Source organism: Thermostichus sp. MS-CIW-30 (assembly GCF_054058015.1).
Genome location: NZ_JBSRZW010000004.1, coordinates 117211 through 130123 on the forward strand (window position 1 = coordinate 117211; position 12913 = coordinate 130123).

Annotated in this window: 11 protein-coding genes and 1 pseudogene; 6 read left to right on the forward strand and 6 right to left on the reverse strand. The window is 59.4% G+C overall.

What is annotated here, in order from left to right; translation table 11 throughout:
- Positions 1 to 108 precede the first annotated feature (108 nt).
- From ACVWXW_RS03080 to ACVWXW_RS03095, 4 genes and pseudogenes are all read left to right on the forward strand, one after another.
- Positions 109 to 282 (forward strand): annotated as a pseudogene (locus tag ACVWXW_RS03080) (TM2 domain-containing protein); the annotation flags it as partial.
- Between the two features lie 279 nt (positions 283 to 561).
- Positions 562 to 1482: a GTPase Era gene (era, locus tag ACVWXW_RS03085; protein WP_414417179.1), complete on the forward strand. Its 921-nt coding sequence runs from the start codon at positions 562 to 564 to the stop codon at positions 1480 to 1482.
- A 237-nt stretch (positions 1483 to 1719) separates the two neighbouring features.
- Positions 1720 to 2850, forward strand: coding sequence for an aromatic ring-hydroxylating oxygenase subunit alpha (locus tag ACVWXW_RS03090; RefSeq protein WP_041437237.1), 1131 nt, complete (start codon positions 1720 to 1722; stop codon positions 2848 to 2850).
- A gap of 98 nt (positions 2851 to 2948) precedes the next feature.
- On the forward strand, positions 2949 to 3551 hold the full coding sequence (locus ACVWXW_RS03095) for a glutathione S-transferase family protein (protein WP_414421759.1): 603 nt from the start codon (positions 2949 to 2951) through the stop codon (positions 3549 to 3551).
- Positions 3552 to 3562: 11 nt separating this feature from the next.
- Here ACVWXW_RS03095 and ACVWXW_RS03100 read toward each other — a convergent pair whose 3' ends face one another.
- The 3 genes from ACVWXW_RS03100 to der form a co-directional block, all read right to left on the reverse strand.
- A complete protein-coding gene (locus ACVWXW_RS03100) occupies positions 3563 to 4816 on the reverse strand; it encodes a BMP family lipoprotein (protein ID WP_457402719.1) in 1254 nt (417 codons plus the stop codon).
- 91 nt (positions 4817 to 4907) lie between these two features.
- On the reverse strand, positions 4908 to 5372 hold the full coding sequence (gene smpB / locus ACVWXW_RS03105) for an SsrA-binding protein SmpB (RefSeq protein ID WP_011432891.1): 465 nt from the start codon (positions 5370 to 5372) through the stop codon (positions 4908 to 4910).
- A 23-nt stretch (positions 5373 to 5395) separates the two neighbouring features.
- On the reverse strand, positions 5396 to 6775 hold the full coding sequence (der, locus tag ACVWXW_RS03110) for a ribosome biogenesis GTPase Der (protein ID WP_011432890.1): 1380 nt from the start codon (positions 6773 to 6775) through the stop codon (positions 5396 to 5398).
- Positions 6776 to 6935: 160 nt separating this feature from the next.
- Here der and ACVWXW_RS03115 point away from each other — a divergent pair, with 160 nt between their 5' ends.
- Positions 6936 to 8132, forward strand: a complete 1197-nt coding sequence (locus ACVWXW_RS03115; RefSeq protein ID WP_414415961.1) for an aspartate aminotransferase — start codon at positions 6936 to 6938, stop codon at positions 8130 to 8132.
- A gap of 3 nt (positions 8133 to 8135) precedes the next feature.
- Here ACVWXW_RS03115 and ACVWXW_RS03120 read toward each other — a convergent pair whose 3' ends face one another.
- Positions 8136 to 9344, reverse strand: coding sequence for a Coenzyme F420 hydrogenase/dehydrogenase, beta subunit C-terminal domain (locus tag ACVWXW_RS03120; protein WP_414390782.1), 1209 nt, complete (start codon positions 9342 to 9344; stop codon positions 8136 to 8138).
- Positions 9345 to 9398: 54 nt separating this feature from the next.
- Positions 9399 to 9908 (reverse strand): molybdopterin-dependent oxidoreductase, encoded by a 510-nt coding sequence (locus tag ACVWXW_RS03125; RefSeq protein WP_457402721.1) that lies wholly within the window; start codon positions 9906 to 9908, stop codon positions 9399 to 9401.
- A gap of 446 nt (positions 9909 to 10354) precedes the next feature.
- On the opposite strand from ACVWXW_RS03125, the gene lgt reads away from it, so the two are divergent.
- Positions 10355 to 11494: a prolipoprotein diacylglyceryl transferase gene (lgt, locus tag ACVWXW_RS03130; protein ID WP_414350359.1), complete on the forward strand. Its 1140-nt coding sequence runs from the start codon at positions 10355 to 10357 to the stop codon at positions 11492 to 11494.
- 74 nt (positions 11495 to 11568) lie between these two features.
- Here lgt and chrA read toward each other — a convergent pair whose 3' ends face one another.
- Positions 11569 to 12840 carry a chromate efflux transporter gene (gene chrA / locus ACVWXW_RS03135; protein WP_457402723.1) on the reverse strand — a complete coding sequence of 424 codons (1272 nt, stop codon included), beginning with the start codon at positions 12838 to 12840 and terminating at the stop codon, positions 11569 to 11571.
- Between the last annotated feature and the right edge of the window lie 73 nt (positions 12841 to 12913).

The window sequence follows — 12913 nt, forward strand, 5'->3', positions numbered from 1 at the left end:
TCCCAGCTTGCTTGCAGAGATCACGCCGGTTCTCTTCTGCCCGTCCAGGCCAGGAGATGACAGACTTAGACTTGGAGTACCCGCTCAAAGTTATCTCGTCAAATCCCCATGAGTTCTCGCTACCTGCTGCCCCCCGCTGAACCCAAGTCTGTCGGTACTGCCTATATCCTCTGGGCGTTGGGCATCTTCGGGATCTGTGGCGTCCATCGCCTCTACCTGGGCAAGACCGGCACAGGCGTTCTCTGGCTGTTCACCTTTGGCCTGTTGGGCATTGGGCAGTTGATTGACCTGTTTTTGATCCCAGGCATGGTGGAGAACTACAACTTCAAGCTGGCCGTCCTGCAGGGATCCCGACCCTCCCCATCCCCAGCTTCCTCTCGCGACAGCGGGACAGAGCCTTTAGAAGAGCTACGAGAGCAGAGCGCCGGATCTTCCCACTCTCCTCCAGACGGGAGGGATCCCTCCCCTGAGGGACAGGGATCCATTGGCGACGGCGGGACAGAGTCCTCCGCTGCTGCAGCAGAAGGGGAATCGGCGCCCGGTCGTGTCAGCAGTGGGGAACTGTCTGCGATCCCGGCTGCCCCGCCAGGGTTTAAGTCGGGGTTTGTGGGGCTGATCGGGCGGCCCAATGTGGGCAAGTCCACCCTACTCAACGCCCTGGTGGGACAAAAGATTGCCATCACCTCTCCCGTGGCCCAGACCACCCGCAACCGCCTACAGGGGATCCTCTCCCTACCCCAAGCCCAGATCATCTGGGTGGATACCCCTGGCATCCACAAACCCCACCACCGCCTGGGGGAAATCTTGGTACACAACGCCCAGGCAGCCATTGCCGCTGTGGACGTGATCCTCTTCGTGGTGGATGGATCGGTGCCGGCAGGACGCGGGGATGCTTTTATTGCCGAGCGGATCCCTGCTGCTTCCCCCTGCCTGATCGTCTGCAACAAAGCGGATCTGCTTCCTCGGGATGCTGCCGTGCGCCAAGCTCACCAAGAGAGCTACCAAGCCCTGCGCCCCGGCGCTCCTGTCGTTTGGGTGTCTGCCTTGGATCCCAGCAGTTTGACACCCCTGATCCAAGCCACCATCGATCTGCTGCCCACCGGCCCCTACTACTACCCGCCGGATCTGGTGACGGATCAGCCGGAGCGGTTCATCATGGCGGAGCTGATCCGAGAACAGGTGCTGCTGCAGACCCGCGAGGAAGTGCCCCATTCCGTGGCCGTGACCATCGACCAGGTGGAAGAAACCCCCAACGTCACCCGCATCTTGGCCACCCTCTATGTAGAGCGGGACTCGCAAAAGGGGATCCTCATTGGCAAAGGAGGGGAAAGGCTCAAGCAGATCGGCCAGGCAGCCCGCCTGCAGATTCAAAAGCTGATCCTGGGCAAGGTGTACCTGGAGCTGTTTGTCAAGGTGCGGCCCCACTGGCGGCGCTCTGAGCACCTTCTGCGCGACTTGGGCTACAGCGCTACGTCCCCCTAGCGGGAATAAGCCATTTGCGTCAGCAGGACGGAGTTCTTATGCCCCCCTCTCCCCTTGTGGGTAGGAGACTGGGGTATTTGCGCGAGCAGCACGGCGTGCCTGGGGGGAATGCTGCAAAAATGCCTTAAAAATGCCTTGGATCTGCTTGGAATAGATGCCGGATGGGATCCCTGCGTTAGCTTGGATAGCAAAGCCTCTGGAGTCCCACAGCAGTTTTTCTTATCGCTGCTTTGCCCCATGACCGCTTTCTATCCCGCTACTGTTCAACCCGGCGCCCGCACCCTGCCGGGCCACTACTACGTCTCCTCCAGCCGTTTTGAGGCGGAGATCGAGCGGATTTTTTATCGGCAGTGGTTCTGCGTGGGGCGCAGTGCCGATCTGGCCCAACCTGGAGACTTTTTGCAGGTGCAGGTGCTCAGGGAAAGCCTGATCCTGGTACGGGATCCCAAGGGGCAAGCCCATGCCTTCTTCAACCACTGTCGCCATCGAGGAACCCGACTCTGCAGCGAGCTCCAAGGCCATTTTGCCGATGGGATCCCTTGCCCCTACCACGCCTGGCGCTATGGGCTGGATGGACAATTGTTGGCGGCTCCCCAGATGCACGAGGTGGAAGACTTTCGCCGTGAAGATTATCCCCTCCACTCCGCTGCCTTGGCAGAATGGGAAGGCTTCGTCTGGGTCAACCTCAGCCGCAATCCTCAGCCCTTCGATGAGGTTTTTGCCCCATTGCAAGGTCGTTTCCGAGAGTGGAACCTGTCCGCTCTGCGGCGAGGTCATCGTATTGAATACAACGTTCAGGCCAACTGGAAATTGCTGTTTGAAAACTACTCTGAGTGCTACCACTGCCCCCTCATTCACCCGGAATTGGCCCGTCTTTCGCCGGCTCGCAGCGGTCGCAACGACCTGATGGAAGGCCCCTTTTTGGGCGGCTACATGTTGCTCAATCCAGATGTGACCAGCCTAAACATGAGTGGCCAACGCAGCTTGCCCCTGATCTCCACCGTGCGAGGCGAGAACCAACGGCGGGCCTACTACTACACCCTTATGCCCAATCTATTCTTGAGCCTGCAGCCGGACTATGTCATGACCCACACTCTGTGGCCCCAGGGATCCGACCGGACGCGGGTTGTCTGCGATTGGCTGTTTGAGCCGGAGACCTTGGCGCTGGATGGTTTTGATCCCAGCGAGGTGGTGGAATTGTGGGATCGCACCAATCGACAGGATTGGCACCTGTGCGAGCTCACCCAGCAAGGGGTGGGATCCCGTGCCTATGAAGCAGGGCCTCTTTCCCATGCAGAAGGGTTGCTGCAAGCCTTTGGGCGGGAATACCGCCGGCAGATGCAGGAGTTGGAAGAACAAAGCTGCTAAAAAAGTGTTAGGGACAGAGGGTTTTTGTTGATTGGGTTGCCGTTGGCGTTGTTAGGACGAAGTTCTTTGTAAGGTGCTTTGGGCTGAGGTTAACCACAATGTTGCGACTGTACGGGATCCCAACCTCCGGAAATTGCTACAAAGTGGAATTGCTCCTCAAGCAATTGGGGATCCCCTATGAGACGGTTGAAGTCAACTCCAGGGCCGGAGAAAACCGCCGCCCCGAGTACCTGGCCAAAAACCCCCTGGGCCAGATCCCGGCTTTGGAACTGGAAGATGGAACGGTCTTGGCCGAGTCCGCCGCGATCTTGGTCTACCTGGCAGAAGACACCCCCCTCTACGGCCAAAACAAGTTGGAACGGGCCGAGATTTTGAAGTGGTTGCTTTTTGAACAAACCCGCATTGCCCGCTACATCGCCACCACTCGCTTCTGGGTGCGGGCCGGCCAAGCAGAGGCCCATGCTGACGTGATCGCCCAGAACTTGAAATCTGGAACAGAGGCGCTGGAGATCATGGAAGGCCACCTGCAGGGGAAGGTGTTTTTTGTGGGCAACCGCTACACCATCGCCGATCTCGCCCTTTTTACCTACACCCATGTGGCGGAGCAGGGCGGGTTTGACCTCAAGCCCTTTCCTCAGATCCGAGCCTGGTGTCAGCGGGTGAAAGCCACCGACCGCTTCTTCCCCCTACCCGGAGCCTAGAACGCCTTCCGCTAGTTGCTGGCTCCCTCCATGCCCTGCAGCAACTGGCCCAGATACCAAATATCAACCTCGCTGGCCACTTCCCCCTCAGCCAAGAAGGGCGTGCCATCTTGGAAGTTGAGCGGCCCCTTGAAGAGCTGAATGCTGCCATTCCCCAAGCCAGCAATAAACTCCTCCAGCTTGGCCTTGTCTTCCGGCTTCAGGGCTTCTCCCATGATGAACCCCGCCGAAGACGTGTCCGGGTTGTTGATGTCTGACCAGTCGATGGGCGGACGTAGGAATTGGCTCTCGAAGGTGCCCGCGCGAGCTGCCTCGATCAATTGCTTGTATCCTGGCCCCCAGTTGTAGTAGGAAACCCCCAGGCAAATTTCGGGCGCAAAGTTACAACCGCTGGCCAGGCCGTAGTGGGTGTAGCGCACTCGCTTTCCGGCCTCAGCAGCCCGCTTGCCTTGTACCGCCGCCTCCGGCGTATCCAACCCCGACATCACCACATCAAAGCCGCTGTTGTAAAAGTCATCGGCAACCTTGCTTGGATCCAAAGTAACCCCTGGAATGTTGAACCAGAAGCCAATCCAGGTCACCCGGAACTGCAACTCTTCAGGACGATCTCGGTAAGTATCCCAGCAGTATTTGGCCCCCAAGTAAGCAGCAGCAGCGTAACGGCGGGTTTCATCGTTGATCAGAGGTCCCAATAGGCCAATTTTGCCGGTTTCGGAGCCCAGGGCTGCAGCACAGCCAGCCACCATGCGCATCGCTTCCATCTGGGGCATGATGTTGGCCAAGTTGGGCAGATCGATGTAATTTTTCCCCTCCTTCCAGGCCATGTCCCCAGAAGCATGGATAACCGCAATCTCGGGATGCTTGCGGGCCGTTTCAATCGCGTCGTCTTTGTGGTCATCAGAAGTAAAGATGATAACCTTCGCACCTCGGGCGATCATGTCATCCGCCACCTGAGAGGCGCGCACATTGGGCCGATCCGCTGGGTTCACCTTATCCAGGTAATCAAACTCGACACCGGGCAACTTGGCCTTGACATATTCGCTGCCCTCCACATGGGCCTGGCTCCAGCCGCCATCCTGCATCGGCCCCACCAGCACCATGCCCACTTTGAAGGTCTCTTGCGCTGTTGTGGGGGTGGATCCCAGTAGAGCGGCGACTGCCAGGCCAATAGCCCAGCCTCTCGAGGGAGAAAAAGCGCGGGTAAGATTCCAGTTCACAGGCAGCTCCAACAGAACAGGGATCCAAAGCCGGGAGACTACATCCATCATCGGGATCCCGCTGCAGATCGCTGTATCTGAGAATACAAAAAGGCGCTTGGCAAACGACGTGGAAGCCAGCAGGGGCTCAGGGAGAAATTTATCGTTCCTTCAGTTCCCGCTGAATCTCCCGCTGGGTTTGCCGCTCTTTGATTGCCTGCCGCTTGTCGTGGAGCTTTTTGCCACGGGCTACGCCCAGATGGGCTTTGATCCAGCCGCGGTTGAGCACCAGCTTGAGGGGAACCACGGTCAGGCCCTTTTGTTCCACCAAGCCCCGTAGGCGGTCGATCTCGCGGCGGTGCAGCAGCAACTTGCGGCGGCGGGTAGGGTCGTGGTTAAACACTTTGCTGGCGGTGTCATGGGGGGAGATGTGCAGATTGTGCAGCCATGCTTCCCCATCCCGAAAGAGGGCAAAAGCGTCTTGCAGGTTGGCTTTGCCCGCTCGTATCGATTTCACCTCTGTGCCGGTCAGTTGGATCCCGGCCTCATAGGTCTCCAAGATGTCGTACTCGAAGCGGGCGCGACGGTTGTCAACCAGGGTTTTGACGTTGGGATCCACAGCCATAGGCTTTCAGTAGACCAGAGGGCCTAACGAGAGGTCAGGGATCTCTCCAATTTTCGCACCGCCCGCCCAACCAAGCGCTCGGATTTGCCGCGCCAGAGAAAGCGAATGGGGGTACCGGTAAAGTCCAGGTTTTGCCGGAAGTGCTTTTCCAGGAAGCGGCGGTAGTTATCCTTAAACAAATCGGGATCGTTGACAAACAGAACAAAGGTGGGGGGCCGATCCGCCACCTGGGTGCCGTAGTAAATTCTGCCCTGCTTGCCCTGGCGGTTGGTGGGGGGCGATTGCCAGGCAAGAGCATCCTGGAGCACTTCGTTGACCACAGCGGTGGGAACCCGTTTGCGGTGGGCGGCCACCACGGTATTCACCTGCTCAAAGATTTTGTGGGTGCGTTGCCCGGTGAGGGCGCTGACAAACAGGAGCGGCGCCCATTCGATAAAGTAAAGCCTGTCGCGAATCTCGCGGGTGAACTCGTTGATGGTGTGGGTATCTTTGTTTTCTACTGCATCCCACTTGTTGACGACGACAACGCAGGCGCGGCCCTCTTCTTCGATGCGCCCGGCCAGCCTCTGATCCTGTTCGGTAACCCCCTCCAAAGCATCGATCACCAGCAGCACTGCATCCGAGCGCTGGATGGCCTTGAAGGCCCGGTTGATGCTGAAGAACTCAATGCCGTACTGCACGCGGTTTTTTTTGCGGATGCCGGCGGTATCGATGAGGCGATAGGGCTGCCCTTCCCAGGTGACCACGGTGTCGATGGCATCGCGGGTGGTGCCGGAAATGGGGCTGACGATGGCCCGCTCGGATCCCACCAGGCGGTTGAGCAGGCTGGATTTGCCGACGTTGGGCCGTCCCACAATCGAGACGGCGATGGGATCTGGCTCGCCTGCGGCTTCTGCGGTCACTTCGGGCAAGTGAGCCAGCACCGCCTCCAACAGCTCGGCTACCCCATTGCCATGGATGCCGGAACAGGGGATCGGATCCCCCAGCCCCAGCTCCCAAAAGGCTGCTGCCTGAGCCAGGCCCATCTGCCCCGACTCGCACTTGTTTACGGCCACCACCACCGGCAGGGGTTGTTTGCGCAGCCAATCGGCCACTTCTACATCGGCGGGTGTCAGTCCCTCTCGGCCATCCACCACGAAGATCACGGCCTGCGCCTCGGCCATGGCTGCCATCGCTTGCTGGCGAATGTGGGGCAGAAATTCGCTGTCGTCGCCAAAAACCAGGCCGCCGGTGTCCACCACCCGCAAGCGGCGCCCGTTCCACTCCACCTCCTGGTACAGGCGATCCCGGGTCACGCCGGGCTCATCGTGCACAATGGCCGAACGCACCCCCGCCATGCGGTTGACGAGGGTGGATTTGCCCACGTTGGGGCGGCCCACAATGGCCACAAGAGGTAGGGGCACTGTTGGCTCGTCGATAACTTGGGATATCTATCCTAGCTGTTCGGGATCCCGGATGCCCAAAGCCGCCAATCTCGATCATTGCTTTGGATGCAGGTCTGGCGGTAAGTTAGGTACCTATCCTCCCATCAGGCACCGGCTGTGCCCCTTCCCCATTCTTGCCATGAACCGCGCTCTCGTTCCCGCCCAGCGGCTGAACAAGCTGCCCGCCTATGTCTTCGCCCGCTTGGATGAGCTGAAGGCCCGCGCCCGCCAGCAGGGGTTGGATTTGATCGATCTGGGCATGGGCAACCCCGATGGTCCCACCCCACAGCCGGTGGTGGAGGCGGCGCAGGCGGCCATTGCGGATCCCGCCCACCACGGCTACCCGCCCTTTGAGGGCACGGCCAGCTTCCGCCAGGCGATCACGGATTGGTACTGGCGCCGCTACGGGGTGGAGCTGGATCCCAATGGAGAGGCGCTGCCTTTGCTGGGATCCAAAGAGGGGCTGACCCACCTGGCTCTGGCCTATGTGGATCCCGGAGATCTGGTGTTGGTGCCCAGCCCTGCCTATCCAGCCCATTTTCGCGGCCCCATGATTGCCGGCGGGCAGATCTACCCGATGATGCTGCGCCCGCAGAAGGGGTGGTTGATCGATCTGCAAGAAATACCGCCGGAAGTGGCCCAGCAAGCGCGGGTGCTCTACTTTAACTACCCCAACAACCCGACGGCGGCAGTTGCGCCCCGCTCTTTTTTTGAGGAGGTGGTGGAGTTTGCCCGCCGCTACGATCTCATCCTGGTGCACGACCTGTGCTATGCCGAGCTGGCTTTTGACGGCTACCGGCCCACCAGCCTGCTGCAGATCCCAGGCGCCAAGGACTTGGCAGTGGAGTTCCACACCCTCTCCAAAACCTACAACATGGCCGGCTGGCGGGTGGGATTTGTGGTGGGCAATCGCCAGATCATCCAGAGCTTGCGCACCCTGAAAACCAATCTCGACTACGGCATTTTTGCCGCCATCCAAAAGGCCGCCGAAACTGCCCTGCGCCTGCCGGATAGCTACCTGGAGCAGGTACAAGAGCGCTACCGCCGCCGGCGCGACTATCTGATCGGCCGCCTAGCGGAGTTGGGCTGGCGGATCGAGCCGCCACGGGCGACGATGTATCTCTGGATCCCTACCCCCCGCGCTGCCGACGGCACCCCTGAGGGATCGACGGAGTTTGCCCTGCGGGTGCTGGAATCTACAGGCGTGGTCGTAACCCCCGGCAGCGCTTTTGGAGAGGGAGGAGAGGGCTACGTGCGGATTAGCCTAATTGCCGATTGCGAGCGCATAGGTCAGGCTATCGATCGCTGGGCGGAAGCTGGGATCCGCTACTGCTGAGCCTCAGTCTTGCGGGAGTTGGTACTGCTCCACAATCCGCCGGGCAAAGGGGGGCACGTGCTGCTCCAACTTCTGGGGATAGTGGCGGCGCACGTAGAGGTAGTTGCGGGTGAAGTGGGAATCGATGGAGAAGCGGGCATATTCCAGGCCGCGCGGCCCAAAGCGCTGGATTGCCGCCCCCAAGAGGCGAGCCAGCCACATTGGCAAACTCAGGGCTTGGTCGTAGGCAGGGATCCCCTGCTGCACTGCCGCCCTCCGGGATCCCTGCGAGATCACCGGTTGGGTTTCCAGCTCCTCCCAGACTAAGTCCAACAGCTCTTGCCCCCGCTGATTGCGCACCAGCAGCCACTGCCAGCCCAAGGGGGATCCCATGTAGCCCACCACCAGATCTGCCAGAGCATTCACATAGTCAAAACAACTGAGGCAGGAGGGGGCAAACACGTCCTTGAGTTCTTTGGTCTTGAGGCCGAAGAAGGGCACCTTTTCCACCGAGCCATCTTCGTGTTTGAAGTGGATGTGGAAGTCTTGCATAAACTCGTAGTGCACCACCGTCTGTGGGGAGCGGCTGGTGGTTTCTAGAAACTTTTGCAGCCCGGCACGGCTGACATTGTCCACACAGGGCGTGCCCAACACGTACAGCTTCTCCAGGCCCAGTTTTTTTTCCACCGCCCGCAAAGCCTGAATTTGGCAGCCCACCCCGATCACCAATAGGCGCTTGAGGCCGCTTTGCTCCACCTGCTCCAACACAGACAAGTTGGGAGAAAGAGTTGGCTTGTTAACTCGCGCCGCCCAGACCGCTTCGGGGGTACGGGCCAGGATGGGCCGTGGCTGAAAGCGATCCCGCTCATCCGCCTGCACGCACACCACCCCTTCCACCAAGCCAGTGGTGAGGGCCTTCATGCCAATGCTGCTGACAATGCCCGTCCACTGGGCCCCCGGGATCGGATCCCGTTTGCGGGCTGTGTACATTGCCTCGTAGACACCGAAGTAATCGGTATCGGTGACGGCGAGGGATCCTGAGCGCAGCGATTCCCGGGATCGCCCGTGGGTCTGTTCTTCCAACTGGGTCAGTTGCTGGTCCAAGAAGGCACAGGCTTCTTTGACGTGGGCCACGTAGCGGGTATCGCAGAGGCCGCACTGGCTGCACAGCTCTTTGGCCGGATAGCGGCCGGAACGGATGGGCCGGGCTGGACGCGGTGAACGGGATCCCATGATTTCTAGTGTTTGCGTAAGCGGAATGGAGTCCAATGGATCTTTTGAGCTTTGCTATATTAAGCTTTCTTTGAGATCTAAAGACACAGGCACCTCAGGCGTTCGCAGCAACGGCAACCAAGGTGCTCTCTTCAGTTTGCGGCCAAAACGGCAGATAGCGGCAAAGAACTTCGAGGGATCCCTGCTAAAGGAGCGCAAAATTTCAGAGCCTCTATAGATTGCTGTAGCGTTCTTCGGCCCAGGGTTCACCGCCCATGTAGTAGCCGTTGCTCCCCCAAAAGCCCAGCTGATCTTAGGGGGGAAACTCCAGGCATATGGGTGAGGGATCAAAGTGCGCACCGGCCCTACCGGGAGCGGTTGTCCTTCCAGGGTATGAACCAGGTAGTTTTCGGGGCGGATGAACTCCTCCAGAGTCAGGTTGGTGGTGTAGCCGCCATAACAGTGTTGCATCACCGCCTTGGCCTCAGGAGCAATGGATACCAACTGCAACCCATCCGGGATCCACACCCCTGTCCAGTTGACATCCTCCATCTCCTTTCGGTACAACGCAAAGACTGGAGACACGGCACAGCTTGCCCACTGCTGTCGCCCCCATCTAGCCCCACCACTTGGCCGGTGTACTCCGTCATCGAAGGCTTGGTACTGCGCTGGAGTGGCCTTGAGGAGTTTGGCATCTCCGACCAGCGTGGGTGTATCTTATCGCAGGTCTAACAGGGCAAAAGCCGTCCTGGAAGGGCGGGGCTTTGGACCTAGCTTTTTGGTAAAGGTATGGGCTCTAGGGTGGAATCTTGTCCGTGACGGGCCTGTAGGATCGGGTCAACCGGGAACGAGGACTGGCGCTGCTTCAGGATCGGGGAGAATGGATCCCTGTTGGAGCCTGTGAATGGCTGCCGGGGATAGGGGAGAAGAGCCCGGAAGGGACTCCGTCCCGCTAACCCAAGCGGGTGAGGTTGATAAAGCCGACTGGTGGAACTGAGTTGAGCAATTTTGGGGTGCAGAGCGTGTTGTCGATGAACCTATGGAGTGCAGGGCTGTTGGGCCTTACCTTCAGCTCACCTGGAGAATTTGTCTTCCGCTTTCCCCCCGGCACCCCGCTGGTGGGAGGGCTGGGCCTACGCTGGTATGGCCTATTGATGGCAGTGGCCGTGTTGGTCGGCTTGATCTTGACCAAAGCGTTGGCAGAATCTCGTCATCTAGAGAAAGAGCCTGGCAAAGCCAGTGAACGAGTGGAGCTACTGGCCCTGTGGTTGGTAATATCTGGGTTTCTGGGCGCCCGCCTCTACTACGTCCTCACCCACTGGTCAGAGTTCCAAGACAACCCCCTCTCGGCCTTTGCCATTTGGCAGGGGGGTCTCATCATCCACGGTGGGGTGTTGGCCGGCGCGCTTGCCCTTTACCTCTATTGCCGCACCACCGGGATCAACGGCTGGAAGTACGCCGATGTGCTCACGCCGGGGTTGATTTTGGGCCAAGCCATCGGGCGCTGGGGCAACTTTTTCAACTCTGAGGCCTACGGTGCCCCTATTCCTCCCGACAGCCCTTGGCCGCTGCGGGTGTACATTCCTCCCCAAGCCCGCGAGCCGGAATACAGCCAATTTGAGTTTTTTCACCCCATCTTTTTTTACGAAAGCGTCCTCAACCTGCTTCTATTTGCCCTCTTGATGGGAATGTTCTGGCGCTTTCCCAAACTCAAAGATGGCACTTGGGTTTGGACGTATGTGGTCGGCTACAGCTTGATTCGCATCCCTTACGAAATCTTGCGCGTGTCGGCGGTGGCCTATCTGCCGGGAACTTCCATCAAAGCCGCCTATGTAGCCAGTGGCTTGGGCTTGGTGATCGGGATCGGCATGTTGATCTACATGTACCGGCTGCGCTTCGACCCCGATTTGGAACAACTGGCAGCGTGGTTATCGGAGCAAGCGGGATTAGCGCCAGAAGCAGCCCAAAACCTTCTGGAACGGGCTTGGGCTATTCAACAGAGACATCGCCGCGCCGACCTGTTGGATCGTGTCACCCTCGCCATGCCCCACTTTCCCGGCACCCTTGCCCCTCACCTGTCTCTTGGCCAACGGGAGCTGCTCATGCGGCAACTGTTTTGTCGCCTGGAAGGCAGGGATCCCTCTGAGGAAGGGCTGGCCCAAGCCAGTTAGTGCCGTGGCCATCAGGCTGAATCAGGGTCATTCCCTCACCCCCAAGGAGAAAGCAGGGCCAGGGAGCAAAACCTTTAGGCCAGCAGACCTCGGGCCAGCAAACCCGCCCCCCCTCCCATCAACACCAACAGCCAAGTGGGCTGGCGAAAGCGCATCAAGGCAATGAAGGCCGCTACCCCGATCCCCAAAGCCACCAGCGAAGCGGGAGTTGTTTGTTGTAGCAGCGCATTTTGGGCCAAGGGCACTGTAGCCGCAGCAACAGCCCCCAGGGCCGTTGGGGTAATTGCCTGCAGGGATCCCTTCACCCAAGCATTGTGCCGTATGCGCAACAGAACCGGAGCTGCCAGCAAAATAAAGGCAAAAGAAGGGGCAAAGATGGCCACTGTTGCCGTCAGGGCCCCCAGCACCCCTGCCACCTTGTAGCCGATAAAGGCTGCCGTCAGCACCACCGGGCCAGGAGTAAATTGCCCAATGGCCACCCCATCCAAGAACTCTGTCGGCGTCAACCAGCCCAACTGATCCACCACCTCGTCGGCGATGAAGGGGATGATCACCAGCCCTCCCCCGAAGATGGCGCCGCCTACTTTCAGGAAAAACAAGGTCAAAGGCCAGAAATAGGCACCAATCCGCTCCAGACCCCAAAAGCTGCTCAGGATAAGGGTTTCCGGTGGAACCGTGGCCACTACCGTCTGGGCCAACGTCAATACTGGCCAAGGGAGTAAAATCGGGATCCCCGATAGTGGGCCTTTTTTGGGCCCATACAGCAGCAGCCCCACCAGAGCCGCCAGCCCGAACAGCAACAGGATATTCACCCCCCCAATCAGCAGCAGGGCAAAGGCCGCCACCGCGATCAGCCCCCGGCTCCAATCCTTCACAGCTTTACGGCCCAGTTTCCAGCAAAAGGCCAGGATAATGGCGATCACCACCGGGGCCACCCCAAAAAACATCCCCTCTAGCTGCGGCACCCCCTGAAAGCGAAAGTAAAGCCAAGAAAAAATCACCTCGATCACAAAAGCAGGGGCAATGAAGCAAATCCCCGCCAGCACCGCCCCCAACCAGCCTGCCCGCACATAGCCGACATAGATCCCCATCTGGGTAGAAGCTGGCCCTGGCAACATTTCACATAGGCCCACCCCTTCGGTAAATTGTTCCTGGCTCATCCAGCCCCGCCGGATCACCGCCTCATCGTGTTGCATGGCGATGTGGGCTTGGGGGCCGCCGAAACCCAGGGATCCCAGCCGCAGGAATACCACGGCAATCTCTTTCAGGCGCGTTGAAAGGGAGGGCAAGTTGTCGGGGGCGTTTTCCGGACTGGGGAACTGACCGGGAGCAGACTCAGAAGACATGGGCAAAGCCCGGCAAGACAACCCCACCTATCCTGCCATCTGTCCGGGATCCCTTCAAGAGGACAACACTCGC